Below are 25414 nucleotides of genomic sequence, written 5' to 3'. Positions count from 1 at the left end.
GTGGCTAGCGTGGCAGACGAGTTGGGCCGGTTCCGGGTACTGAACACCAAACCCGTCAACCTCGACGGGTTCAGCGTCCCGGACCCCCGGCTCGGCCTGGCCGCGATGCGCAGCCCCCATGACCCCTCCCCGTCCCTGACCATTCGGGACGGGGAGGTTGTCGAGCTCGATGGCAAAGGCGCCGGCGAGTTCGACGTGATCGACGAGTTCATCGCCCGCTACGGCATCGACCTCGCGGTCGCCGAGGAGGCGATGGCCCTCGACGACGTGACGCTGGCCCGGATGGCGGTGGACGTCAACGTCCCCCGCGCCGAGGTGGTGCGGCTGATCGGCGGCACCACCCCGGCCAAGCTGGCCCGGGTGATCGCGCTGATGTCCCCGGTCGAGATGCAGATGGCGATGGCCAAGATGCGCGCCCGCCGGACCCCGAGCAATCAGGCGCACGTCACCAACCAGCTCGACGACCCGCTGCTGATCGCCGCCGACGCCGCCAGCGCCGTCGCCTACGGGTTCCGGGAGGTCGAGACCACGGTGCCGGTGCTCGGCGACGCTCCCTCGAATGCGGTGGCGTTGCTGATCGGTTCCCAGGTCGGCACGCCCGGCGCGATGGCGCAGTGCTCGATCGAAGAGGCACTGGAATTGCGGCTGGGTCTGCGTGGGCTGACCAGCTATGCGGAGACCATCTCGATCTACGGCACCGAGCAGGTGTTCGTCGACGGCGACGACACCCCGTTCAGCAAGGCCATTCTCACCTCGGCGTACGCGTCACGTGGCCTGAAGATGCGGGTCACCAGTGGCGGTGGCGCCGAGGTCCTGATGGGTGCGGCCGAGCAGTGCTCGATCCTCTACCTGGAGTCGCGCTGCGTGTCGCTGGCTCGTGCGCTCGGGTCTCAAGGCGTGCAGAACGGTGGCATCGACGGCGTCGGTGTGGTCGCCTCGGTCCCCGAGGGGATGAAGGAACTGCTCGCCGAGAACCTGATGGTGATGATGCGCGACCTGGAGTCGTGCGCGGGCAACGACAACCTGATCTCCGAGTCCGACATCCGCCGCAGTGCGCACACACTGCCGGTGCTGCTCGCGGGCGCGGACTTCATCTTCTCCGGGTTCGGGTCGATTCCGCGCTACGACAACGCGTTTGCGCTGTCGAACTTCAACTCCGACGACATGGACGACTTCCTGGTGCTGCAGCGTGACTGGGGCGCCGACGGTGGGCTGCGCACCGTCACCCCCGAGCGCCTCGAAGCGGTGCGCCGGCGGGCTGCCACAGCCGTGCAGGCGGTCTATCGCGACCTCGGCCTCGCCGACTACGACGACGCCCGTGTGGACCAGGTGGTGGCCGCCAACGGGTCCCGCGATCTGCCCCCCGGACACCCCAAGATGGTGGCCGAAGCCGCCGCGTCGATCGAGGCCAAGCAGCTGACCGTGTTCGACGTCATCGCCTCGCTGCACCGCACCGGCTTCACCGACGAGGCGGAGGCGATCACGACGCTGACCCGCGAACGCCTCAAGGGTGACCAGCTGCAGACCTCCGCGATCTTCGACGAGCAGTTCGGCGTGCTGTCCAAGCTCACCGATCCCAACGACTACACCGGTCCGGCAACGGGATACGCGCTCACCGACGCGCGACGTGCCGAGATCGATGCGATCCGGCAGGCCCGCACCAGCGCCGAGTTGACCGCCGACCAGGACGAGCACCACGGCCACGTCACCGTCGTCGACGTCGAGCCGGCCCGGCAGGGCAGCGATCCGCGGGAGGTGTGCATCGGCCTGTCCCCGGCCTGGGGGCGCAGCGTCTGGCTGAGCCTGTGCGGGTTGACGATCGGCGAGGTCCTCCGCCAGCTGGCGGCGGGCCTGGAGGAGGAGGGCTGTGTGGCGCGCACAGTCCAGGTGCGTTCCACCATCGACGTGGGCCTCATCGGACTGACCGCGGCCCGGCTTTCTGGATCGGGTATCGGAATCGGGTTGCAGGGCAAGGGAACCGCACTGATCCACCGGCGTGACCTGGCGCCGTTGGCCAACCTCGAACTGTTCAGCGTGGCGCCCCTGCTGACCGCGAAGATGTACCGCGAGCTGGGCCGCAACGCCGCCCGGCACGCGAAGGGGATGGCGCCGGTGCCGATCTTCACCGGTGGCACCGACGAATCCATTTCTGCGCGCTATCACGCGAGGGCGGTGGCTCTGGTCGCGCTGGAACGTCAGGCGTGCGAACCAGGGACAGCCCCTGTCACGGTGAAGGTGGAGCGACCATGAGCGAGATCACCGTGGAGAACGCCGTCGACGGGAAGCTGGGGCTTGGCGATCTGCGCATGGATCCCGCCGCGCTGGCTCACCAGGCCGCGGTGGCGGAGCAGGGCGGGAACCCGCAACTGGCCGAGAACTTCCTGCGGGCAGCAGAATTGGCGACCATCGATGACGAAGACGTGATGGGGCTCTACGAGGCGCTGCGTCCGCACCGCTCGACGGCCGAGGAACTGGAGCAGTTGCGCACCTCGCTGATCGACCGCGGTGCGCCGCGCTGCGCCGCGCTGGTCGAGCAGGCGGCAGCCGCCTACGCCCGTCGCGGCTTGCTGCGTTGATCCGCACGGTCGCCGGGATCGACATCGGCAACCACACCACCGAGATCGTGCTGGCCACGGTGGACGGTGGGACCGTCACCACGGTCTCGCACGGGCAGGCACCCACCCGTGGCCGCAAGGGTGGCCATGATTCGCTGCAGGGTGCGGCCGCTCTGCTGCACAGGCTCGAGGTCGAGGCCGGGGTCGACGCTGACGAGTTGCTGCTCTCCGCACTGCGGCCGGTGGACACGGCGACCGCGCCGATCCCGCCGGCGTACTCACCGGCGGCGCCGGTGCGCAGCCTGCGCCGTCCGGATGCCAGTACTCCGGCGGGTGCGGGACATGCAGTGGGGCAGCATGTTCGGCTCGCGGATCTGAGTTCATCGTCGGTGGACGGGCCGGTGGTCGTGTCCGTCGACGCGGTCACCGATTTCGAGGATGCCGCGCGCGAGATCGATGCGGCGGTCGCCCGCGGATGGCGGGTCGTCGGGGTGGTGGCCGAGCAGGACGACGCCGTACTGATTCGCAACCGCATTCCGATCGACGTGCCGGTCGTCGACGAGTGCGACGTCGCCGGGCTCGCGCCCGGCGCACTGGTCGCCGTCGAGGTGGTCGAGCAGGGTCGTGCCTACCGGGCGATGGCCGATCCGATCGCGTTGTCGGCCGCCCTGGATCTGCCGTCGACGTCTCTGCCCGAGGTCGCCGAATTCTGTCGGGAACTGGCCGATGCGGCGGCCATCGCGGTCACCGCACGGACGGAGGCGGTACCACCGCCCGCGGCAGACGACGACTACGTGGAGATCCACGTCGACGGCGCTACAGTGCGCTACACGCCCGCGCAGGCGCACGCCGTGCTGCGTCGCTCCGTGCCCGGATCGGTGAAACGTGTTCGCCTGCAGTCGGTTCCGTCAGCCGCAGACAGCCTCGCGGTACACGATGCGTTCTTCACCGATCTCGCGACGATCGACAACGGGGCGTGGCTGCGGCGCGGCGTCGTCGACGCGCACGGGACGGTCGTCGCGCTGTTGGCCGCCGAGGAAGCCGCCGACGCCGCCGCGCGGTTGAGCGAGCTGACCGGCAGGCCCGCCCGCACGCTGGCTTCGGAACCCGAGGCGGCGGCCTGGGGGGCGCGCACCACGCCGGGCTTTCCGCCGGACGCGATGGTGTGCGACATCGGCGGCGGCACAGTCGATCTCATCGGAGCCGAGGCGACGGTGGTGGCAGCTGGTGCGGGGGAGTCGATCACCGTGGCGATCGCGCAGGTGCTCGGCATCCCCCAGGCACTCGCCGAGACGGTCAAGCGCACGCCCGCGATTCGCGTCGAGGGTCCGCACGTCGCGCACGAGGAGGACGGCCGGCGCGTGTTCCTCGACGCCCCTGCTTCGTCGGATGCGATCGGCCGGTTGTGCACCCGGGGCAGCGCAGGGTTGGTGCCCTTCTCCAATCGCCTGGCCGCCGAGGAATGGCGCAGTCTGCGGTTGGCGGTCAAGCAGGAGACCGTGGCGGCGAACATCGCGCGGTGTCTGACGGCGTTCGACGAGCCGCCGAGGGCCCTGGTGCTGGCCGGTGGCGGTGCGCTCGATGACGAGCTGATGCGCACGGTCGCCGAGGCGCTACGGCCCGCCCGTGTCGTGGTGGGCCGCGCCCATATCGACGGCGTGCACGGACCACGCTTCGCCGTCGCCCGCGGCCTGGTCGCCCTTTTCGCCGGTGGGCCCCACGCGGGGGCTAGATCTCGGCGAGTGCCTTGACCGCCGGGGCGATGCTGTCGATCCACGCCGCCGGAGAACCGGTGGGCGGAAACACGATCACCTCGTCGATGCCGAGCTCGGCATACTCGGCGGCGGCTCTGACGAATTCGTCGCGGGTCTCCGGGGCCGGGCTCAGGTCGTTGATCATGATGGTCTTGCGGATCGCGTCGTAGTCGCTGCCCACATCGTCGCAATGCCCGCGCAGCACTCGCAATTTGTGCGCGACCTCGTCGGGCGAGGTGCCGAACAGGTTGCACGCATCGCCGTACTTGGCCACCAACCGCAGAGTCTTGCGCTCGCCGCTGCCGCCGATGAGCACCTTGGGCTTGTTGATCGGCTGCGGATTACACAGCGTTTCCTGCAGGTGGTAGTGCTTGCCGCGGTACTCGCCGTTGTTGTTCGGGTCCCACATCTGGTTGCAGATCTGGATCGTCTCTTCGAGCCGCTCGAAGCGCTCGGCCAGCGGCGGGTACGGCACACCGAGGCCGAGGTGCTCGCGCTCGAACCACGCCGCGCCGATGCCCAACACCGCGCGGCCGCCCGACAACACGTCGACGGTCGTCACCGTCTTGGCGAGCAGTCCCGGGTGGCGGTAGGTGACGCCGGTGACCAGCAATCCGAGACTGATTCGCGATGTCTGGCCGGCGAGGTAGCCGAGCAGCGTGTAGCCCTCGAGCATGTTGGCTTCGGCGGGGAGGCCGGTCGGCTCGATCTGGAAGTAGTGGTCCATGAACCACAGGGAGGTCGCGCCGGCGTTCTCTGCCGCTGCGCCGGCGCGGGCGAGTTCGGGTCCGATGGCTGTGGTGCCGCCGTCGATGTCGAGGATCGGAATGCTGAGTCCTAGGTCCATGTCTGCTTCAAGTCGCTATCCGGGGCGTGCATTCCGCTTGGCAGCAACTTGACTGTGCCTCCCAGGACGGCCACGTGGCGTCGACCCGCCCCCGCGAGAAGACATGAACTCGCGCGACACGCCGCCAGAACACTCGAGTTCGCGTCTGTCCCCTACTTCGTGGGGGCCCCACGCGGAAAGAACGGTCAGGTTTCGCCAAGGCCGGGCACGATGTCGTCGAGGCGGAAACTCACCGGCCGGTCGATCTGGTCGAACGTGCACGAGTGGGGCTCACGGTCGGGCCGCCACCGGTTGAACTGCGCCATGTGTCGAAATCGGGTCCCCTCCATGTGTTCGTAGCGCACCTCGACGACGCGCTCGGGACGCAGCGGCACGAAGGACAGGTCCTTGCCCGCGTTCCATCGTGAGCCGCCGCCGTGGCGGCGCACCACATCCGGGTCGACGTGGGCCGCCCAGTTCCACGGATGCTCCTCGAAAGTCGTCACCAGCGGCTGCAATTCGTCGAACAGCGCGCGCCGTCGCGCCATCGGGAACGCACCGATGACGCCGACCGACGCCAGCGATCCGTCGGCCGCGTACAGGCCCAGCAGCAGGGAGCCGATCGCGTCCGGCCCCGACTTGTGCAGCCGGTACCCGGCGACCACGCAGTCGGCGGTGCGCTGGTGCTTGATCTTGAACATCACGCGCTTGTCGGGCTGGTAGGTCACCTCGGGCGGTTTCGCGATCACACCGTCGAGCCCGGCCCCCTCGAACGCCGAGAACCAGCCGCGGGCGGTGTCCAGGTCCGTGGTCGCCGGTGTCACGTGAAAGACCGGCCCCGACCCGGCGAGCGCCTCGACGAGTGCGGCCCTCCGAAAAGAGAACGGTCGCCCCGTCAGGTCCTCGTCACCGAGCGCCAGCAGATCGAACGCGATGAACGCCGCGGGTGTCTGTGCGGCCAGCATCCGCACCCGCGACGCGGCAGGGTGCAGGCGCAATTGCAGCGCCTCGAAATCCAGGCCGTCGCCGGTGGCGATGACGATCTCACCGTCGACCACGCAGCGTGGCGGCAGCTCGACCCGCGCCGCGTCGGCGATCTCGGGGAAGTAGCGCGTCATCGGCCGTTCGTTCCGGCTGCCGAGTTCGACGTCGTCGCCGTCGCGGAACAGGATCGAGCGGAACCCGTCCCACTTCGGCTCGTACCACGCACCGGGTGGGATCTCGGTGACCGACTTCGCCAGCATCGGCGAAACGGGCGGCTTCACGGGCAGCTGCACCCGCCCAGTGTGGCCGATTCGCCGGAGGCGCTACTTCTTGCGCCCCACCAGTGCGTCGACCGGGTCGGGTGCGCCGTCGCGATCCTTGACCACCCGGTAGGCCACAAAACCGACGACGAGGGTGAGAACCACGAAGATCAGCGCGAAGTACTGCAGGAACAGCGAATCCCCGGCAGGGTTGTAGACCTCTTGGCGCGGCCAGCCGATGTTGACCACCAGCAGGGCACCCATCACGACCGCGATCAGGTTCACGGGGATGCCCCAGCGGCCCAGGTCCATGATCGGCTTCCCGTGCGAGAGGCTGGTCCCGCGCAGCCGGTGCATCAGAGCCGGCACCGTCACCATCAGGTAGGCGAGGTAGACGATCACCACGGACACCGACGCGATCGCGGCGAACACGCTGGCCTGACCGAGGTTGACCAGAAGGACCAGGATCGCCAGCAGGCTGACCGAGATGCCGGTGATGACCGGGGTCCCCGTCCTCTTGTTGACCTTCGCGAGGAACGTGCCGAACGGCAGCCGGTTGTCCCGGGCCATCGAGAACATCACCCGCGACGCCGACGCCTGGATCGCCAGCGTTGCGGAGAAGATCGCGACGGCGACCAGACCCAGCAGCGTCTTGCCGAGCCACGTGTCGAGCTGGCTCTCGATCACCCAGGCCATGCCGCCGTGGGCGAGATCGTCGCCGAGCTCGGGCGCCGACATCAGCGCGGCCAGGATCATCAGTCCGCCGCCGACGAAGGAGACGAGCAGCGCGGTGACGATGGCCTTCGGCGCGGTTCGCCGCGGGTCGCGGGTTTCCTCGGAAAGCTCTGCGGCACTGTCGAAGCCGTACATCACGTAGGCGGCCATCAGCATCGAGGCGAGGAACGCCGGCAGGTACTGCACGCCGCTGCCGTGGCCGCCGGTGTCGGCGACGGCCTGCACCGGGCTGCGCTCGGCGGTCAGGAACATCGCGCCGATGATGAGGATGACGCCGATGATCTCCAGCGTCACCCCGGTGACGGTGATGCGGGCCATGAAGCGCACGCCCGCGGCGCTGATGATCGTGCAGAGCACGATCGTGACCGCGCCCAGGATGATGCCGTTGGTCGCGCCGTCCACCGACAGCGGATCCATGTCCTCACCGACCAGCTGGAATCCGCTCCAGATCGGTGGCAGCACCGTCTGCATCGCGATCGCCAGGGCTGCGATCGACACGATGTAGCCGATCAGCATGAACCAGCCGGCGAACCAGCCGATCGCGTTGCCGGCCAGCCGCCGGGACCACTGGTAGATGGCGCCGGCGACCGGGAACTTGCCCGACAGCTCGGCGAACACGAGGCATACGCAGAACTGGCAGACGAACACGATGGGCCAGGTGAAGAAGAACGCCGGCCCGCCGAGCGCGAAACCGAGCGGGAAGAAGGCGAACACGGTGGTCAGGATCGACACGAACGAGAAGCCGGCCGCAAAAGATGCGTAGCCGCCGACGCCGCGGTGCAATTCCTGGGTGTAGCCGAGTTCCTCGAGCGTGGAGGCATCCTCCGCGGAGGAGATGGCGGGGTCGAAGCCGGCGGTCATGGCGCTCCTGACATGAGACATTCCTGTCGTGCGACAGAAATGTACAAAGCGATCGTGTGCTGGCCGTTTCGGTTGTGTCACGGCTGTGTGACCGGAGCCTGGACACGTCACAATCGACTCCATGCCGCCCGGTCATGATCTCGCGCAGACCGTCGCCGCGCTCGACACGTGCGTCGACGAGGCAGGCCTGCGTGCCGAGATCGACCGCGCGGTGGCGGGCCTGACCCGCCGGCCCGAACAGTCGGCGGCGTGGTCGGCGGTGCTGCGTCGCGCCGTGGCAGCCGCGGTGCGCCTGGTGGAACCGGCGGACTGGACGTGGTTCGTGTCGGGGAGCGTGGCCCGAGGAGAGGCTGTGCCGGGGTCCGACGTCGAGACGATGGTGATGCTCGGCGACGGGATCGGTGACGACGAGAAGGCCGACCTGCTCACGCGCGCGGCGCAGGTGCACGCGCTGTTGGAGCGCTGCGGGATCGGTGGCGACGCCAACGGCGTGCTGGCCAGTCGGCCGAGGTTCTGCCGTCGGCGGCGCAGCTGGGACGAGGGGATCGAGCGCTGGGCGAGCGAGCCCGAGCGGGACCGGGGCGTGGTGATGACCGGTTTGATGGCCGACGCGTCCGGACTGGCCGGCGCCGAGGACACGCTGCGGGTGGCGGCGAACGCGGCGGCACGCCGGCACTACGCGGTGCGCCAGGCGATGGTGCAGGACGCCACCGCGGTGCGGGCCACGGTGCCGTCGCGGCTGAAGGTGTTCGTCAGCGCAGGTGACTCCGTCGACGTCAAACGCGCCGTGCTCGATCCCGTGGTCAAGATCGCGCGCTGGGCCGCGCTGTCGGGCGGCTCGACCGCGCTGGCCACAGGACAGCGGCTCGACGACGGCGCCGCCGCCGGGGTACTGGACGGCGACGACGCCGCGCCGCTGCACGAGTGTCACCAGTGGTTGACGCGGTTCCGGTGGCAGGGGCGCGTGGCGAACCTGCAGGCTGGCCGGGCCGGTGGGGACGTCGTCACGCTCGGGCAACTGTCCCCGCAGGACCGCGCCGCGTTGCGCGGCGTCGCCCGGGACGTGTCCGGGGTGATGCGCACACTCGCTTACCTGTCGTCGATCTCGGCGTTCGCCGACCAGTAGCGCCGATGGGTACCGAGGAGCACGTCGTCGCGACGACGGTGGCCGTGCATCGTATCGAGGGATGGCGCCCCGAGCCCGAGCACTTCGACGCGCTGGCTGCGATCGTGCGGGGAGAACTCGACTGCGACGACCACCTGGCCGCCTACCGGGACCGGCACCCCCCGCCGGTCCCGCAGCGCCGGCGACTGCGGCTGGGGCGGCCCGCACCCTACCTGCTGCCCGGAACAACGTTGCTGCGCAACGAGTTCGGAGTGACCACCGCCGAGGCGCTCGCCGACCTGGAGTACATGACGTCCGCAGCGCGCATGGCGGAGTGGCTGTGCCGTCAGCCACCCGACCAACCGCTCGACGTCCGCGACATCCACCGGCACCTGTTCGGCGGGGCGTATGCCTGGGCGGGTCACTACCGGACCGTCGAATTGCGCCGCGGCAAGCACTCTTTCGGCTCGGTCTCGATGATCGACGACGCGATGGCCGCGGTACACGACCGGGCGCGGCAGCTGGCGGGCGAAGACCTCGACCCCGCGCGGCTGGCCTACGAACTCGCGCGAATCTATGCCGTCTACAACCAGATTCACCCGTTCCGGGAGGGAAACGGACGCACCGGTGCGCTCCTTCTGATCGGCATCGCGGCGCGCTGTGGCCGCCGCCTCGACTTCGCCGGAATCGAGCGCGCCGACTGGTATGCCGCGGCGATCGACAGCATGCCGCTGCGCCGCGACGGCCGGGCGAGCCACCGGCCGTTCCTCTATCTGCTGAATAGGGCCGTGCACTGAGCGCATGATGGAGGCATGATCCGATACGCCGTGTGCGTGCCGCTGGCCGTGCTGCTCGCGGCCCCCTGCGCGGCTGAACCGAGCTCGGCGGCAGCCGTCATCGACGAACTCAAGGATCAGGGCTACGACGTCGCGATCAACTGGGTGAGCGGCATCAGCAGTCGTCCGTTGTCGGAGTGCCGTTCGCTGGGTGTGCACAATCCGGATCTGACGGGCCCGCCGCCGGAGACGTTCACGACGGTCTACGTCGACGTGTCGTGCCCCAACGATCACGACGACGGCGGCGTGTGGATCGAGGGTGGTCTGGGCGGCATCGGGGTCGGTGTCGGGAACTGAGCGCGATGAGATTGTCTGGGTACTCGGGTCTACGTGACTATGGATGCCATGGACCTGCCCGTGATGCCGCCGCTGGAGCCGATGCTGGCCAGGGCGCAGAAGGCGGTTCCTGCTGAGGCAGGCGTGTGGTCGTATGAGCCCAAGTGGGACGGGTTCCGGGCGTTGGTGTTCCGTGACGGCGACGAGGTGGTGCTGCTCTCGCGCAGCGGTAAGGACCTGGCCCGCTACTTCCCTGAGGTTCTCGATGCCGTGCGCGACGAGCTCGCGCCGCGTTGCGTGCTGGACGGAGAGATCGTGGTGCCGCGCGACGTCGGCGGCCGCGTGAGGTTGGACTGGGAGTCGCTGAGCCAGCGGATCCATCCCGCCGAATCGCGCGTCCGGATGCTGTCGGAGCAGACACCGGCGCATTTCATCGGGTTCGACGCCCTCGCCGTCGGCGACACCTCCCTGCTGAAAGAACCGTTCCGGACCCGGCGAGAAGCCCTGATCGATGCGGTCGACGAAAAGCAGTGGTGTCACGTCACCCGCACGACCGAGGACCCCGAGCTGGGCACCCGCTGGCTGCAGGACTTCGAGGGCGCCGGGCTGGACGGGGTGATCGCCAAGCGCCTCGACGGCGTCTACCTGCCGGGTAAGCGCGACATGGTGAAGGTCAAACACGCCCGCGATGCGGACTGCGTGGCGATCGGCTATCGAATTCACAAGAGCGGCGAAGGAATCGGCTCGATACTGCTGGGCCTCTACCGCGACGACGGGGAGCTGCAGATGGTCGGTGGCGCCGCGTCGTTCACCGCGAAGGCGCGGCTGTCGCTGCTGGCCGACCTCGAGCCGCTGCGCATCGGCGACGACGTCCGGGACGGGGAGCCGAGTCGGTGGAACTCGGCGGCGGACAAGCGCTGGATCCCGGTGCGGCCCGAGCGGGTCTGCGAGGTCGCCTACGACCAGATGGAAGGCGACCGGTTCCGCCATGCCGTGACCTTCCGCCGCTGGCGGCCCGACCGCGACCCGGCCAGCTGCACGTTCGACCAACTCGACGTGCCGGCGACATACGACCTCTACGACGTCTTGGAGTCCTCCGGGGCGAGCGAAGCGACGGGGGAGGGGAATTGATGCCCAGTCCCGCAACCGAAATCGACGTCGACGGGGTGAAGGTCCGGCTGACCAACCCGGACAAGCCGTACTTCCCGCAGCTGGGCGCCGACGGCACCAAGGGCAAGCTGGTCGAGTACTACCTGTCGGTGGCCGACCGGATGGTCACGTTGCTGCGGGATCGCCCGGTGCACCTGCAGCGCTTCCCCGACGGCATCGACGGTGAGGAGATCTATCAGAAACGGGTGCCGCAGAAGCATCCCGACTACCTCGAGACCTGTACGGTCACCTTCCCGTCCGGCCGCACCGCCGACGCGCTGAAGATCACCCACCCGTCGGCCATCGCATGGGCCGCGCAGATGGGTTCGGTGACGCTGCACCCATGGCAGGTGCGATGCCCCGACACCGAACATCCCGACGAGCTGCGCATCGACCTGGATCCGCAGCCGGGCACCGGCTTCGCCGAGGCGCGCGCCGTGGCGGTCGATGTGCTCAAGCCGCTACTCGACGAGCTCGGATTGGTGGGCTACCCGAAAACCTCAGGCGGGCGCGGCGTGCACGTGTTCCTGCGGATCGCGACCGAATGGGACTTCATCGCGGTGCGCCGGGCCGGGATCGCGCTGGCTCGCGAGGTGGAGCGGCGCGCGCCCGATGCGGTGACGACGTCGTGGTGGAAGGAGGAGCGAGGTGAGCGGCTGTTCATCGACTACAACCAGAACGCCCGCGACCGCACGTTCGCCTCGGCGTACTCGGTGCGCAAGACGCCCATCGCCACGGTGTCGACACCGTTGACGTGGGACGAGCTGCGCACCGCCGATCCCGACGACTACACGATGCGCACCGTGCCCGATTTCGTTGCCGGCCGGCCTGATCCGTGGGCCGACATCGACACCGTGGCACAGCGCATCGACACGCTGCTGGAGATGGTGGCCGCCGACGAGGAACGCGGCCTGGGCGATCTGCCGTACCCGCCGAGTTACCCGAAGATGCCGGGCGAACCACCCCGCGTGCAGCCGAGCAAGAAGGTCGCGGCGCACTGGGACGACGAGGGAAACCCGGTCACGTAACCGCAAGGGCGACGGTGAGTTCGGCGATCCACCGCGGATCCTGGAGGCGCTCCCCGTAGGCGTCGCGTAGCTGCCGCAGCCGATACCGGATCGTCGACGGCGAGACGAACAGGTCGGCTGCCACGTCATCGCGGCGGCCGTGATGCAGCAACCAGGACCGCAGCGTCTCGACGAGCCGATCCCGGGTTCGATCGGGCAGCCCCGCCAACGGCGCCAGCACCCGGTCACGCAGATCCGCGAGCGCGTCGGCGTCGGCACCGACGACCAATTCCGGGAGGAACTCGTCGGTGTCGAGAACATCGACGGCGTTCGGTCCGCGCAGCGCCGCGGCCCGCACCGCTCGCCGGACCGACGACCGCGCGGCCTGCCACGACAACGCAGGCCCGACAACGGCATTCGTGGCCGCCAACGACGCGAGGAACGGTGGGCGGGCCATGCCGCCGACATCGCAGACCAGGACGACGCGCTGCCCCGCGGCGACCTCGATGGCGTCCTCGGGCACGTTGAGCGTGCGCGGATCGGCGACGATCGCGGTGTGCCGCTGGCTCGGCAGCACCACCGCGGTGAGGGTGCGGGGGGCAAGCCAATTCGCCTCGGCCGCGGCGCGTTCCAGATCCTCGGTAGGCGCGCCGGTCAATACGAGGCGTACCAAGCGCTCCCGCTGCCGCTCGCGGTCGAGCCCTGACTTGGCCTGCTCCTCGGCGTAGCCGGCCACCCCGGCCGCCGAGATCTGGTCCAGGTAGGCGAAGAACATCTCGGCGAACGCGCTGATCTGGTCCCGGTCGATGCCGTCGCGCACGGCCAGGGAACTCCAGTCCCGCCACAGTTCGCGTGCACCCACTCGGTAGGCCGCCAGTTGCACCTCGGTGGGTCGGCCGTTGCGGGCCTCACGCCGGCCGAAGCGGTAGGCGGTGTCCAACACCTCCTGCATCGGCACGGCCGTCAGCGGTTCCGTCGATGCGTGCAACTGGTCGAGGAGGGCGCCCAACAGCTGGTCGGCCGACGCATCGATGACGGGCCGCCAGGATTCCTCGGCGGCCGCGGCGAGTGCGGGTACCTCGGCGATCACTGCCAGCACCATGCGGTCGATGAGGTCCGGCAACCCCGCCCGCATGGCGTCCAGCGTGTGCGGCGGCAGTCCGACGATGCGCGTTCCCGCGGTCTGCGACTCGGACATGGGCACGACTGTACGGAAGCGTGCGTCCTCACGTTGACCGCAGCGGGCAGTTTCGACCCGAAAGACTGGCCGGATAGGGCGAGAAATAGCCCACAGAGGTGAAGAAGAATAGGTGCCATGACCATTTCGTCGACCATGCCCGGAAGTGGGACCAGCCGGGAGGACATCTCGCTGCGGCTGCTCAAGGGCTCGGCCAAGAAGTCCTACGAACCCGTCGTCGACATCGACTGGGACGCCCCGCTGGCCGAGGACAAATACTTCGTCCCGCCGCAGATGTCGTCGCTCTACGGCACGCCGCTGTGGGAGCAGATGTCCCAGCAGCAGCGGTTCGAATTGTCCCGGCAGGAGTTCGTCAACTACCTGTCGATGGGGATCTGGTTCGAGAACATGCTCAACCAGTCGTTGCTGCGCGGAATGATCCACTCCTCACCGACGGCGCACACCACGTTCTACGAGCTGACCGAACTGGGTGATGAAGCGCGCCACATGCTGATGTTCGGCAGGGCGATCGAGCGCGTGGGCGTTGAGCCCTTCTGGCCCACGGGGAATGCGGCGCGCCGGGTCAATGCGATGGCCTTCGTGTTCCGCGGCCCGATGCTGTGGATCGCAGCGCTGGTCGGCGAGGAGATCTTCGATGCGTTGCAACGCAGGATCCTCGAGGACGGCGACGACGTGCAGCCCCTGGTGCAACGCGTGATGCGCATCCACGTCACCGAGGAAGCCCGGCACATCCAGTTCGCCCGCGACGGGATCCGCCGTGACGTCGGCTCGCTGTCGCCCCGTATGCGCTGGCTGCTGGCGAACCTGCACGGCCTCGGCGCCCGCCTCTACCTGCAGAACTTCACCCGACGCGGCCTCTACCAGCGGGTGGGTCTCGATGGTGCGGAAGCGCAACGGCAAGCGCGCGCCAACCCGCACTTCCACGCCGTCCAGCGAACGGGTTTCGCATCGTTGGGTGACTTCCTCGACGATGTCGGGCTGATGGGGCCGATGGCCCGCCGGATGTGGAAGCGCAGTCACTTCCTGTGATCGACGGCGATGACGTGCAGGATGGCAGGCCCGGCTATGCCGGACCGGCCAGCCTGGTGGTCGGCGACGTACGCCATGTCGTGCGGGTGCGGTTGACGGGCTCGATCAACCCGTTCGACGGGCACTATCACTGGCAGGGCACCGTGTACGACGCTCCGGCAGAGGTCCGGTCGGGGAGCGCGGCGGCCCGACTGTGCGTCGCCGACGTCGATGTGGCCGCCCGGCTCGTGGAGCGCACAGCGGGCGGGCATCTGATGATCAGCGGCACTGGGCGGCCGCCCTTTCCGCTCTGACGACGAGGGCAATCGCGTCGCGCGGTGACCTCAGTCGCTACCCTGCCCAAGTGACCTTCCGCAAACTCCTCGCCGCGCTGGCGATCTTCGGGGTGCTGGCCAGCGGCGTCGGCATCGCGTCGCTGGTGCTGGTCGCCAGGTCCGACGAGCAGCAGGCCTCGGCGCCGCGTCGCACGCCGCCGGCGCCACCACCGCCGTCGGTGCCCACCGTCAAGGAGTTCCTCATCGGGGTCACCGTGACCAACCAGGCGTGTCAGCCGAACGGCCCGTGCGTGTACACCTACACGATCGAACCCAAATACGTTGGGCTGCATCCGTTCCCGGAAACACCGTTCAGTGTGGAGTACGAGGTCACCGGCGGTACCGCGCCGCAGCCGGGCAAGTTCACCGTGCAGGGCGAGAAAGCGGAGATCTTCAAGGACGTGCAGATCGAGGGTCCGCCGGGGGCGCGGCTGTCGGTGAACGTGTTGCGCGTCGTCGAGGAACCACCGCCTCCGCCGCCGCCCCCCGGGGCGCCGCCCGCACCTGCCCCCGCGGCCCCGCAGCCGTGACGCAACCGCAGCGGAGCGCCTGGATCCGTAACTTCACCCCCGCGCCGGCGGCGCCGCTCCGCCTGGTGTGCTTCCCCCACGCAGGTGGTTCGGCCAGCTATTACTTCCCCCTGTCACGGGCCCTGTCTCCGGAGTTCGACGTGTTCGCGCTGCAGTACCCGGGGCGGCAGGACCGGTACAAGGAGCCGTTCGTCGAAACGATCGACGAGATGGCCGAACAGATCACCGCGGAACTCGCCGCGGTGCCGGCCGGACCGGTGGCCTTCTTCGGGCACAGCATGGGCGCCGTCCTCGCCTTCGAGGTGACGCGCAGGCTGGAGGCGGCGCAGGGCCGCGCGCCGGTGACGATCTTCGCCTCGGGCTCGCGCGCGCCCAGCCGCTACGGCGACGAGCGTGAGCACAAGGACGACCGCGACCTCGTCGACGTGATGCGGCAGCTCGGCGGAACCGATCCGCGGGTGCTCGAGAACAAGGAGATGCTCGAGACGTTCCTGCCGGCCTTCCGCAACGACTACCGGGCGCTGCAGGCCTACCATCGCGGCACCGACATCGGCATCGGAGCACCAGTGGTCGTGATGACGGCGACCGACGACCCGAAGACGAGCGTGGCCGACGCCTCGGCGTGGCACGAGCACACCTCAGCGGGCGGAACCGTGCACACCTTCTCCGGTGGACACTTCTATCTGGAGAAGCAGCCGCAGCAGGTGATCGACGTCATCGCCACGACGCTGCGGGCACTCCCGGCCTGACGGCCGGACGGACGCAGAGTCAGGACCCGGGGGTGAGCACAGCCTTGCCGGTGCGTGTCCCGCCGCTACGGTCGACCCACGTCAGGTCGACCACGTCGCCCGGGTAGTGCCGGTCGAGCAGGGCCGGCAGCGACTTCGACGAGTCGAGCCGCACCCCGTCCACAGAGAGCAGCAGGTCGCCGTCGGCCAGGCCGGCCTGCTCGGCCGGGCCGCCGCGCAGCACCTCTTGGATGACGACGCCCGGTGCGCCGCGGTCCGCGGCGCGGATACCGACGCCCAGCAGGACCGGCGGCCCGATGTGCACGCTGTCCGAGGCGGCCCCGGCGCGGATCTGGTTGGCGATCGACATCGCATCGTTGATCGGGATCGCGAAGCCCTTGCCACCCGGCCCCATCTTGAAGTTCACCGACGCCGCAGTCGTGATGCCGACGACCTCGCCGTTGGCGTTGACGACAGGACCGCCCGAGTCGCCGGCGCGCACCGGCGCGGCGAACTCGATCAGCCCGGTGATCTCGTCACTGGAGCCGGTCAGCGTGTCCTCGGCGTTGACCGTCTGGCCGAAGGCGGTGAACGTGCCCACCTCCTGCGTCAACGGGCTCTCGGTGCCTGAGGCGTTGCCCAGGGCGACGACGGGCTCGCCGGGCACCAGCACGTTGGAGTCACCGATCCGGGCCGGCGGGAGTCCACCGGCACCCTGCAGCTGGAGCACCGCGACGTCGCGTTTGCGGTCATACCCGACCAGCGTTGCCGGATAGGGGCGGCCGTTGACGGTGCCGGTGATGCGATCGGCGCCCTGCACGACGTGGAAGTTGGTCAGCACCTGGCCGCCCGGATCGATCACGAATCCGGTGCCGGCGCCGATGACGCCCTGGTAGTCGACCTGGGTGTCGATCCGCACCACAGACGGCTCGACCTGCGTGGAGACCGAGACGAGGTCGTTGGGAGCGGCAGCAGCCGGCGCCACCGGGGCGACGAATGCCAGCGCTGCGATCAGTGCGGCCAGGGCAAACCTGAGCCGGGGAAAAGAACCCATAACAATCAATAGTGGCCGCAGGACGAGCTGCTGTCGAACGAGCTCGTGCGTGCTCAGTCCTCGACCGCCACCGAACCGCGGGTCCGGCGGCGCTTGCTGAGCAGCGTTCCCTTGCCGGTCGGGCGCTTGTTCTGCAGCTTGCCGGGGGCTTCGGTGTCGGAGTCGGTGTCGGCGTCGGGCTCTGACTCGATGGAGGTCGGCTCGGGTTCGCTCCCCGCCTCGGCCACGTCGTCGGCCTCGGTGTCCTCGCTGGTCTCTTCGGAGGACCCGGTGTCCTCGACCGTCTCGGCTGTATCGGCTGCGTCAGCTTTGCCGCGCCGCCGTGACGTGCGCTGCTTGACCTTCACCGGTTTCGGGGGCGGAGGCGGCAGCTCGGCGACGAACGCCAGGTGGAACGCCAGGAATCCCAGCAGTGCGATCGCCGCGGCCGCGCCGTAGACGCCGAACAACCACTGGCCGGCGGTGTCCAGCGAGATCCAGATCTCGGCGATCGCCGTCCCGATGATCAGCGCCGCGGCGAGCACGTGCAGCAGGATCGAGGCGGTGCGCAGCCGCAGCGCAGCGTGGGGGACACCGAACTCCGGCCGGCGGGTGCGCTGCAGCGTGAACACGACGGGCAGCGCGGCCAGGCCGATGAGCGCCCCGGTGACGATCCGCAGCGCGGTGCCCAGCGTGTGCGAGGTGTCGCCGAGCAGTTCGAACGTGCGGGGGAGGACGAAGAAGAAATAGAGAACACCGGCGGCAACGGCGAACGACACATGCCAGACCACCGCGACGGTGCGGCCCATAGTCCTCCTCGATCGTGGTGCCCGGGGTGCGATGACGGTGGTGAGCGGGTCGATCGCACCCCGGGCGAGTGCGGAGGATGCGGGATTTGAACCCGCGAGGGCGTTAACCCAACCCGCGTTCCAGGCGAGCGCCATAGGCCACTAGGCGAATCCTCCGTCGGCAATGGTAACCGACCGCCATGGTGGCTCAGGAAATCCGCCACCCGTTAGACTCGCCGTGGACCCCGCGCGGCGTCCATCCTGTGAACTCCCCCAGGGCCGGAAGGCAGCAAGGGTCAACGGGCTCTGGCGGGTGCGCGGGGTCCCCTTCATGTCACACCCGTACGACGCGAAAGGCGAGCGGTGTCGTTTCAGTCGCTGGGCCGCGAAGAGCTGGCTCAGCAGCACGAACTGCAGCAGCGCAACTACGCCGAGCTGCAGGCCAAGAAGCTCCAGCTCGATCTCACCCGCGGCAAGCCGTCGCCGGCCCAGCTCGATCTGTCGAACGGCCTGCTGAGCCTGCCCGGCGACGGCGCGGACTCCTTTCGTGATCCCGACGGCACCGACACCCGGAACTACGGCGGCCTGCACGGTCTGCCTGCGCTGCGCGCCATCTTCGGCGAGTTGCTCGGCATCGCCGTGCCCAACCTCATCGCAGGCAACAACGCCAGCCTCGAATTCATGCACGACGTGGTCGTGTACTCGCTGCTGCACGGCGGTGTCGATTCGCCGCGGCCCTGGCTCGAGGACCTCCGCGACGGCACCGGGGTCAAGTTCCTGTGCCCGGCACCCGGCTACGACAGGCACTTCGCGATCACCGAGAGCCTCGGCATCGAGATGATCGCCGTGCCGATGCGCGAGGACGGACCCGACGTCGACCTCATCGAAGAGCTCGTCGCGGAGGACCCCGCGATCAAGGGCATGTGGTGCGTGCCCGTGTACGCGAACCCCACAGGTGCCACGTACTCCTGGGAGGTGGTCCGCCGGTTGGTGCAGATGCCCACGGCGGCAAAAGATTTCCGCTTGATGTGGGACAACGCCTACATGGTACACACGCTCACCCACGAGTTCACCAAGCAGGTCGACGTGCTGGGCCTGGCCGAGGCGGCCAACCATCCGAACCGCCCCCTGGTGTTCGCCTCCGCCTCGAAGATCACCTTCGCCGGCGCCGGGGTCAGCTTCTTCGGGGGTTCGCTGGGCAACATCGCGTGGTATCTGCAGCATGCGGGCAAGAAGTCGATCGGGCCCGACAAGGTCAACCAGCTGCGGCATCTGAAGTTCTTCGGCGACGCGGACGGGGTCCGGCTGCACATGCAGCGCCACCAGGAGCTGCTTGCGCCGAAGTTCGCGCTCGTCCAGCAGATCCTGGAGGACCGGCTGGGTGCGTCCAAGATCGCGTCGTGGACAGACCCCAGGGGCGGCTACTTCGTCAGCCTGGACGTGCTGCCCGGCACCGCTAAGCGCACGGTGTCGCTCGCCAAGGACGCGGGCATCGCCGTGACCGAGGCCGGTGCCTCGTTCCCGTACCGAAAAGACCCGCAGGACAGCAACATCCGCATCGCGCCGACGTTCCCGGGGATGGCCGATCTGCGGGAGGCCATCGACGGGCTGGCGACGTGCGCGCTGCTCTCGGCGACCGAGTCGCTGCTGGCGGAGAAGTAGGCCGCGAAGTAGTCGGACAGGGTCGGTAGCCTCTTCGACGTGGCTCTCTACCGTAAGTACCGACCGGCGACATTCGCCGAGGTCGTCGGCCAGGAACACGTCACCGAGCCGTTGTCCACCGCGCTGAACTCGAACCGCATCAACCATGCGTACTTGTTCTCCGGGCCTCGCGGGTGCGGCAAGACGTCCTCGGCGCGCATCCTGGCCCGGTCGCTGAACTGCGTCGAGGGACCTACCGCCACGCCGTGCGGGGTGTGCGATTCCTGTGTGGCCCTTGCGCCCAACGGCCCGGGCAACGTCGACGTCTCCGAGCTCGATGCGGCGAGCCACGGCGGCGTCGACGACACCCGAGAGCTGCGCGACCGCGCGTTCTACGCGCCCGCCCAGTCGCGGTACCGGATCTTCATCGTCGACGAAGCGCACATGGTGACCACGGCGGGTTTCAATGCGTTGCTCAAGATCGTCGAGGAGCCGCCCGACCACCTGATCTTCGTGTTCGCCACCACCGAGCCGGAGAAGGTGCTGCCGACCATCCGGTCGCGCACCCACCACTATCCGTTCCGGTTGTTGGCGCCCCGCACCATGCGATCGCTGATCGAGAAGATCGTCGCCTCGGAGAACGTCGACGTCGACGACGCGGTGTATCCGCTCGTCATCCGGGCCGGCGGCGGCTCACCGCGAGACACGCTGTCGGTGCTCGATCAGCTGCTCGCCGGCGCGGACGGCAACCACGTCGCCTACCAGCGCGCGCTGGCTCTGCTGGGCGCCACCGACGTCGCGCTGATCGACGACGCGATCGACGCGCTCGCCGCCGGTGACGCGGCCGCGCTCTTCGGCGCGGTGGAGGGCGTGGTCGACGCGGGCCATGACCCGCGCCGCTTCGCGACGGATCTGCTCGAGCGCTTCCGCGACCTGATCGTGCTGCAGGCCGTGCCCGATGCGGTGGCCCGCGGCGTCGTCGACGGTGCCGAGGACGAACTCGACAGGATGCGGGAGCAGGCGGCGCGGATCGGGACGGCCACGCTGACCCGCTATGCCGAGGTGGTGCACGCCGGGCTGGGGGAGATGCGCGGGGCGACGGCGCCGCGCCTGCTGCTCGAGGTGGTGTGCGCGCGCCTGCTGCTGCCGTCTGCCAGCGACACCGAGGCGGCGCTTCTTCAGCGGGTGGAACGCATCGAGACCCGCTTGGACATGTCGATTCCCTCCGACGGCACTGCCGCACCTGCTGCTGCGGCACCGGTCAAGCAGTACGTCCGCAAGACCCAGACCGCTGAGCAGGCCGCCCCACCGCCCGTTCCGGCGGCGTCCCCCGCTCCTGCGGCGGCGCCCCCACCTGCGCGGCCGCCGGCTCCTCCGGCGATGCCGGCGCCGAAGCCCGCACAGCGCGCACCCGAGCCCGATCCCGAACCTGCTGCCGCCGAACCGGTTTCATCACCTCCGCCGGTGCGGCAACCCGCGGCGCCCGCGGTCGAGGCTCCGCCCGCGACACCCGCTGCGGCGGTAGCGGCGGGCGAACCGAACGCGGCGGCCGTGCGCAGCATGTGGACCACGGTGCGAGAGAAGGTCAGGGAGCGCAGCCGCACCACCGAGGTGATGCTCGCCGGGGCGATCGTGCGCGCGGTGGAAGACGGCACGCTGATCCTCAGCCACGAATCGGCGCCGCTGGCCAAACGGCTGACCGAGCAGCGCAACGCCGACGTCATCAAAGAGGCGCTCAAGGACGCGCTGGGCGTGAACTGGTCCGTGCGCTGCGAGGTCGGCTCCGCGCCCGCCGCAGCGCCCGAGCCCGCCGCGCGGCCCCGCAAGGTGCCCGACGAGCCGCCGCCCCCACCTGACGGGGACGACGAGGAGAGCATGCTGGCCGAGGCCGGCAGCATCGATCCCGCCGCGCCGCGCCGCGACCCCGAGGAAGCAGCATTGGAGTTGCTGCAGAGCGAGTTGGGCGCGCGCCGCATCGACGGCGGTTAGCCGTGGGCGTTCGGGAGTTCGCGTTCGCGACGCGGGCCCTGCGTGAGGGTCGCATGATGGGAGCGTTCACGCGTTTCATCGCCATGGCGTGTTTCCTCCTGGCGATGTTGTGCGTCGTCACCGCCGTCATCCCGATGGGACCCGACACCATTGCCGGACGAGCGATCCTCCTCACCGTCGCGGTGTCGGCCGTACTGATGGGTCTCCGGTGGCTGTTCACGCCGTGGCCGACCCACGGTCCAGCGGTGGTTTTCGTCGTCTGGGCCGACGTCGCGGTGGTGCTGCTGTCGATGGTGATGTCGACTCCTGAAGCGCGGCTGAGCTCGGCGCTGTATCTGGGATTGAACGGCATCTTTGCCGCGTTCCTACTCGGTCCTCGAGTTCTGCTGGCGCATTGCGTATTCGGTGCCGTGGTCATCGCGGCGATCACAGTCGAAGGCATGTCGTCAGGGGCGGCGCTCTGGGATCTGGGCATGTTCGCCCTGCCGGCGTTGGCGTGGGTGGTCTTCGTGCCGCTGGCCGGCTGTGTGCTCATCACCAGCGGCCGGCGTGCGCTGCGCGCCACCGTGCGCTCCGCTGAACGTGATCCGCTCACCGGTCTGTGGAACAGGCGTGGAATGCTCTCCGCCTTCGGCCGCGCCGTACGCAACGTGTCGGAGCCGCACATCGTCGCCGTGGCGGTGTTCGATATCGACAAGTTCAAGCAGCTCAACGACACTCGTGGCCACACGGCGGGGGACGGCGCGCTGATCGCGTTGGCTCAGAGGTTGCGGGCGATGGCGCAGCCCGGTGAGATTCCGGCCCGCATCGGCGGTGATGAGCTCATGCTGGTCGGCCTCTACTCCGATACCGACGACATCGACGATCTGATGCTCCGGCTGACGCCGCTGACCCGCAGCGCCGAGGGGGATCTGACGGTGAGCATCGGGGTGGCGTCAGAACGGACCGACGAGCCGCACTTCCTCGTCGACGATCTGGTCCGGCATGCCGACACCGCCATGTACCGAGCCAAGCGGACCGGCGGCGGGCGCTGCTCCGTCTACGGTCGTCCCGAGGGTAACGGTTAAGAGCTCCACCACGGACGCAACGGCAGGCCGCCGTCGCCGCCGCGCTCATCGAGCTTCGCGGCCAGCACCTGGTGGAGCTGAATGGCGTTCTGCTCGAAGCCCACTCGCGAGGCCGCCATGTACAGACCCCACACCTTGGCGGTGGGCAGCCCCACGTCGGCGACCGCCTGATCCCAGTTGTCCACGAGGTTGCGGCACCAGTCCCGCAGCGTCATCGCGTAGTGGTGACGCAGGTTCTCCTCGTGCAGCACCTCCAGGCCGACGTCTTGGATCTCGGTGATGATGCGGCCCGACCCGGTCAGCTCCCCGTCGGGGAACACATAGCGGTCGATGAAACCTCCGGCAGCGGGGCCGTGCCGATTGTCGTGCCGGGTGATGCAGTGGTTGAGCAGCAACCCGCCGGTGCGCAGCTTGGACTTCAGGAACCGGAAGTACGCCGGATAGTTGGCCACTCCGATGTGCTCGGTCAAACCGATCGAGGACACGGCGTCGAACTGGGACTCCCGCACGTCGCGGTAGTCGCTGTGGCGCACCTGCGCCAGATCGCCCAATCCTTCGTCAGCGATCGCCTTTTGGGCCCACTCGGCCTGCTGGCGTGACAGCGTGACCCCGGTCGCCTTCACCCCGTGTCGGGCGGCGTAGCGCACCATGCCGCCCCAACCGCAGCCGACGTCGAGAAGTCGGTCGCCGGGCTTCAGCCGCAGCTTCTCGAACACCAGGCGGTACTTGTTCTCCTGCGCCTCTTCCAGCGACGCATCGGGCCGCGGGTAGCACGCGCAGGTGTAGGTCATCGACGGGCCGAGCACCCACTCGTAGAAGGTGTTCGACACGTCGTAGTGGTGGTGGATCGCCTCGGCATCACGAGTCTTGCTGTGCCGCAGGCCTTCTGCGAATCGGCGCCAGCGTGGCAGAGCCTCCTGCGGCGGCGGTGAGATCGGCTTGAGGTGCTCGATGCCGATCGAGCGGACGATCTGCGCCATCACCCGCGCCGATGGCCGCTTGAAGTCGAGTTTCTCGGTCAGCGCATTGAGCAACGGATACGGATCGCCCGGGTGCACCCCACGCATGTCGAGGTTGCCCGAGATGTAGGCGCGCGCGAGGCCCAGATCACCGGGCGCGGTCGCGAGGTAAGTGGTGCCGCGCGGGGTCAGCAGACTCAGACCGAGGTCCGCGTCGTCGGGGCCGGCGCTGCTGCCGTCGTACGCCGTGAACTTCAGTGGTTGTGAGCCCGATGCGAAGATCTCCAGGATCTCGGCCAGCGTCAGCTTCGGGGCCTCGGTCGTCTCTCGAAACGTCGTCATTGTCGCCGCACCGCCTTCGCATACAGGTCCAGGAACCGTGAGTCCGGGTCGTAGATCTTCTTCACCGTCGTGTACACCTCGCCGCCGTAGAGCTCGTCGAACTCCTCCCGCGAGTAAAAAGCGTCCGAGTACAGGGATTTATGCCCGGCGAGATCGCTGACCTTCCGCTCGATCAACCGGTTCGTGTACCCCTCCTCGGGCCCGACAGGCACCGAGGACCAGAATCCGACATTGACGTAACTGTGCTGCGGCCGAATCGGATACAGCGGCCAGCCACCAGCTGAACTCGTCGATTCGCGCAGTCGGAGCGGACACAGCCAGATCGGTTCGATCGGGACGGTGGCCAAGAACCAGTCGACGAACTCGGCGGTGTGCTCGATGGGCACCTCGATGTCCTGCACGACCCGTTCGCGTGGCGGCCTGCCGTTTCGCTTCTCGATGCGGTCGGCGATGTCGAAACGCTGGTCGTAGCCGATCAACTTCCAGTAGAAGCTGCTGCGCCGCAACCGGCGCGGCCAGAAGCGCCTGATCCGCGGGTTCTGAGCGCCGAACGCCCGTGAGCACCAGAACCAGTCGGTGTCCCAGCGCCACAGATAATCGTGGATCGTCAACCGGTCGTGCTTCTCGCCGGTCGGATGCTGAATGGACCGGTAGTAGATCTGCTGACCGGTGTAGTCGCTGACGGGGCCGGGTGTGCCCGTTTGCACGCCCAGACACAGGTAGCTCTCCTCGGCGGTGAACACGACGCCGTCGAGGTAGTCGACCCGCTCGCCGTTCCAGCCGCCGGTGGAGATGATGCGATCCATCGCCTCGACGAGCTCGGTGATGGCGTGGAACCTCAGGTGGCGCAGCGCCACGAATGGTTTCACCGGTTCCAGCTCGATCTTCAGACGCACCGAATAGCCTAGGGTGCCATAGGAATTGGGGAAGGCTCGGAACAAGTCGGGGTTCTCGTCGGCCGATGCAGTGACGATTTCCCCTGTGCCGGTGAGGATGTCCATCTCGAGCACCGACTCGTGCGGCAGACCGTTGCGGAACGATGTGGACTCGATGCCCAGCCCCGTGACGGCGCCTCCGAGCGTGATGGTCTTCAACTGTGGGACCACCAGCGGTGAAAGCCCGTACGGCAGTGTCGCGGCGACCAGATCTTCGTAGGTGCACATGCCGGCGACGTCGGCGGTGCGCGCCTGAGGGTCCACGGCGATGACGCCGGTGAGGCCCGACACGTCCAACCCGGGCGCGGTGCTCTTGGCGCGGACGCGAAACAGATTCGAGGTCGGTTTGGCCAGGCGTACGGTCGCACCCGCCGGGATGGCCCGGTAACTGGCAAGAAGCCGCTGCACGCCCTCGGCGTGCGCGGCCCATGCATCGATCGAGCCCACAGCCACACATATACGCTAGTCCGCGGTCGCACCCGATGCGACCGCACCAGACTCGACGACAAGGAG

23 protein-coding genes, 1 tRNA gene and 1 other RNA gene are annotated in these 25414 nt (G+C 68.8%); 16 read left to right on the top strand and 9 right to left on the bottom strand.

Annotation, left to right across the window (positions count from 1 at the left end; genetic code table 11):
• Positions 1 to 9 precede the first annotated feature (9 nt).
• Genes ACZ50N_RS24705 through ACZ50N_RS24695 form a run of 3 tightly spaced genes read left to right on the top strand, consistent with a single transcriptional unit; the run spans position 10 to position 4306 of the window.
• A complete protein-coding gene (locus ACZ50N_RS24705; protein WP_133414798.1) occupies positions 10 to 2250 on the top strand; it encodes a propanediol/glycerol family dehydratase large subunit in 2241 nt (746 codons plus the stop codon).
• On the top strand, positions 2247 to 2576 hold the full coding sequence (locus tag ACZ50N_RS24700; RefSeq protein ID WP_046362943.1) for a diol dehydratase small subunit: 330 nt from the start codon (positions 2247 to 2249) through the stop codon (positions 2574 to 2576). Before ACZ50N_RS24705 ends, ACZ50N_RS24700 begins: the two co-directional genes overlap by 4 nt.
• Complete coding sequence (locus ACZ50N_RS24695) at positions 2573 to 4306, top strand: diol dehydratase reactivase ATPase-like domain-containing protein (protein WP_133414799.1); 1734 nt, start codon at positions 2573 to 2575, stop codon at positions 4304 to 4306. Before ACZ50N_RS24700 ends, ACZ50N_RS24695 begins: the two co-directional genes overlap by 4 nt.
• Here ACZ50N_RS24695 and ACZ50N_RS24690 read toward each other — a convergent pair.
• The 3 genes from ACZ50N_RS24690 to ACZ50N_RS24680 all read right to left on the bottom strand — a co-directional run bounded on the left by ACZ50N_RS24690 (position 4284) and on the right by ACZ50N_RS24680 (position 7975).
• Positions 4284 to 5156 carry an LLM class F420-dependent oxidoreductase gene (locus ACZ50N_RS24690; RefSeq protein ID WP_133414800.1) on the bottom strand — a complete coding sequence of 291 codons (873 nt, stop codon included), beginning with the start codon at positions 5154 to 5156 and terminating at the stop codon, positions 4284 to 4286. The genes ACZ50N_RS24695 and ACZ50N_RS24690 overlap by 23 nt on opposite strands.
• Positions 5157 to 5341: 185 nt before the next feature.
• Positions 5342 to 6412 (bottom strand): ATP-dependent DNA ligase, encoded by a 1071-nt coding sequence (locus tag ACZ50N_RS24685; RefSeq protein WP_277243150.1) that lies wholly within the window; start codon positions 6410 to 6412, stop codon positions 5342 to 5344.
• 30 nt (positions 6413 to 6442) lie between these two features.
• Positions 6443 to 7975, bottom strand: a complete 1533-nt coding sequence (locus ACZ50N_RS24680; protein WP_464474023.1) for an amino acid permease — start codon at positions 7973 to 7975, stop codon at positions 6443 to 6445.
• Positions 7976 to 8096: 121 nt separating this feature from the next.
• Here ACZ50N_RS24680 and ACZ50N_RS24675 point away from each other — a divergent pair, with 121 nt between their 5' ends.
• From ACZ50N_RS24675 to ligD, 5 genes are read left to right on the top strand one after another with little or no spacing between them, the layout of a single operon-like run.
• A complete protein-coding gene (locus ACZ50N_RS24675) occupies positions 8097 to 9101 on the top strand; it encodes a putative nucleotidyltransferase substrate binding domain-containing protein (protein ID WP_464474022.1) in 1005 nt (334 codons plus the stop codon).
• 5 nt (positions 9102 to 9106) lie between these two features.
• Entirely contained in the window at positions 9107 to 9877 is a 771-nt protein-coding gene (locus ACZ50N_RS24670; protein ID WP_464474021.1) for a Fic family protein, read from the top strand.
• Positions 9878 to 9892: 15 nt separating this feature from the next.
• The gene (locus ACZ50N_RS24665) at positions 9893 to 10213 is read left to right on the top strand and encodes a hypothetical protein (RefSeq protein WP_073684071.1); all 321 of its coding nucleotides are present in this window, start codon (positions 9893 to 9895) and stop codon (positions 10211 to 10213) included.
• A 39-nt stretch (positions 10214 to 10252) separates the two neighbouring features.
• Positions 10253 to 11323, top strand: coding sequence for an ATP-dependent DNA ligase (locus ACZ50N_RS24660; RefSeq protein WP_464475704.1), 1071 nt, complete (start codon positions 10253 to 10255; stop codon positions 11321 to 11323).
• Positions 11323 to 12369 (top strand): non-homologous end-joining DNA ligase, encoded by a 1047-nt coding sequence (gene ligD / locus ACZ50N_RS24655; RefSeq protein WP_046362934.1) that lies wholly within the window; start codon positions 11323 to 11325, stop codon positions 12367 to 12369. Before ACZ50N_RS24660 ends, ligD begins: the two co-directional genes overlap by 1 nt.
• Here ligD and ACZ50N_RS24650 read toward each other — a convergent pair.
• Complete coding sequence (locus tag ACZ50N_RS24650) at positions 12362 to 13546, bottom strand: PucR family transcriptional regulator (protein WP_464474020.1); 1185 nt, start codon at positions 13544 to 13546, stop codon at positions 12362 to 12364. The genes ligD and ACZ50N_RS24650 overlap by 8 nt on opposite strands.
• 117 nt (positions 13547 to 13663) lie before the next feature.
• On the opposite strand from ACZ50N_RS24650, the gene ACZ50N_RS24645 reads away from it, so the two are divergent.
• The 4 genes from ACZ50N_RS24645 to ACZ50N_RS24630 are packed head-to-tail and all read left to right on the top strand — an operon-like array spanning position 13664 to position 16168.
• Positions 13664 to 14575 (top strand): AurF N-oxygenase family protein, encoded by a 912-nt coding sequence (locus ACZ50N_RS24645; RefSeq protein ID WP_048422542.1) that lies wholly within the window; start codon positions 13664 to 13666, stop codon positions 14573 to 14575.
• Positions 14572 to 14868, top strand: a complete 297-nt coding sequence (locus ACZ50N_RS24640) for a DUF4873 domain-containing protein (RefSeq protein WP_052765160.1) — start codon at positions 14572 to 14574, stop codon at positions 14866 to 14868. The genes ACZ50N_RS24645 and ACZ50N_RS24640 overlap by 4 nt, the downstream gene beginning before the upstream one ends.
• A gap of 50 nt (positions 14869 to 14918) precedes the next feature.
• Positions 14919 to 15419 carry a hypothetical protein gene (locus ACZ50N_RS24635; RefSeq protein WP_046365270.1) on the top strand — a complete coding sequence of 167 codons (501 nt, stop codon included), beginning with the start codon at positions 14919 to 14921 and terminating at the stop codon, positions 15417 to 15419.
• The gene (locus ACZ50N_RS24630) at positions 15416 to 16168 is read left to right on the top strand and encodes a thioesterase II family protein (protein ID WP_048422543.1); all 753 of its coding nucleotides are present in this window, start codon (positions 15416 to 15418) and stop codon (positions 16166 to 16168) included. The genes ACZ50N_RS24635 and ACZ50N_RS24630 overlap by 4 nt, the downstream gene beginning before the upstream one ends.
• 19 nt (positions 16169 to 16187) lie before the next feature.
• Here ACZ50N_RS24630 and ACZ50N_RS24625 read toward each other — a convergent pair whose 3' ends face one another.
• The 3 genes from ACZ50N_RS24625 to ACZ50N_RS24615 all read right to left on the bottom strand — a co-directional run bounded on the left by ACZ50N_RS24625 (position 16188) and on the right by ACZ50N_RS24615 (position 18145).
• The gene (locus tag ACZ50N_RS24625) at positions 16188 to 17201 is read right to left on the bottom strand and encodes a S1C family serine protease (protein WP_046365272.1); all 1014 of its coding nucleotides are present in this window, start codon (positions 17199 to 17201) and stop codon (positions 16188 to 16190) included.
• 53 nt (positions 17202 to 17254) lie between these two features.
• On the bottom strand, positions 17255 to 17989 hold the full coding sequence (locus ACZ50N_RS24620; RefSeq protein ID WP_464474019.1) for a lipid uptake coordinator LucA: 735 nt from the start codon (positions 17987 to 17989) through the stop codon (positions 17255 to 17257).
• A gap of 71 nt (positions 17990 to 18060) precedes the next feature.
• Positions 18061 to 18145: transfer RNA gene (locus ACZ50N_RS24615), tRNA-Ser, on the bottom strand.
• Between the two features lie 60 nt (positions 18146 to 18205).
• Between ACZ50N_RS24615 and ffs the strand changes: the two genes are divergently transcribed.
• From ffs to ACZ50N_RS24595, 4 genes are all read left to right on the top strand, one after another.
• An RNA gene (ffs, locus tag ACZ50N_RS24610) (signal recognition particle sRNA small type) lies at positions 18206 to 18300 on the top strand.
• A gap of 31 nt (positions 18301 to 18331) precedes the next feature.
• On the top strand, positions 18332 to 19630 hold the full coding sequence (locus ACZ50N_RS24605; RefSeq protein ID WP_464474018.1) for an aspartate aminotransferase type Ic: 1299 nt from the start codon (positions 18332 to 18334) through the stop codon (positions 19628 to 19630).
• A 39-nt stretch (positions 19631 to 19669) separates the two neighbouring features.
• On the top strand, positions 19670 to 21598 hold the full coding sequence (locus ACZ50N_RS24600) for a DNA polymerase III subunits gamma/tau (RefSeq protein ID WP_464474017.1): 1929 nt from the start codon (positions 19670 to 19672) through the stop codon (positions 21596 to 21598).
• A 2-nt stretch (positions 21599 to 21600) separates the two neighbouring features.
• Positions 21601 to 22665, top strand: a complete 1065-nt coding sequence (locus tag ACZ50N_RS24595; protein WP_464474016.1) for a GGDEF domain-containing protein — start codon at positions 21601 to 21603, stop codon at positions 22663 to 22665.
• On the opposite strand, the gene ACZ50N_RS24590 is transcribed toward ACZ50N_RS24595, so the two are convergent.
• Positions 22662 to 23966, bottom strand: coding sequence for a class I SAM-dependent methyltransferase (locus tag ACZ50N_RS24590; RefSeq protein ID WP_464474015.1), 1305 nt, complete (start codon positions 23964 to 23966; stop codon positions 22662 to 22664). The genes ACZ50N_RS24595 and ACZ50N_RS24590 overlap by 4 nt on opposite strands.
• Entirely contained in the window at positions 23963 to 25354 is a 1392-nt protein-coding gene (locus ACZ50N_RS24585; protein ID WP_464474014.1) for an FAD-binding oxidoreductase, read from the bottom strand. The genes ACZ50N_RS24590 and ACZ50N_RS24585 overlap by 4 nt, the downstream gene beginning before the upstream one ends.
• Positions 25355 to 25414 lie beyond the last annotated feature (60 nt).

Source organism: Mycolicibacterium obuense, from assembly GCF_055397605.1.
The sequence above is the reverse complement of the archived record's forward strand: the minus strand, read 5'-3'. Positions and strand labels throughout refer to the sequence as shown.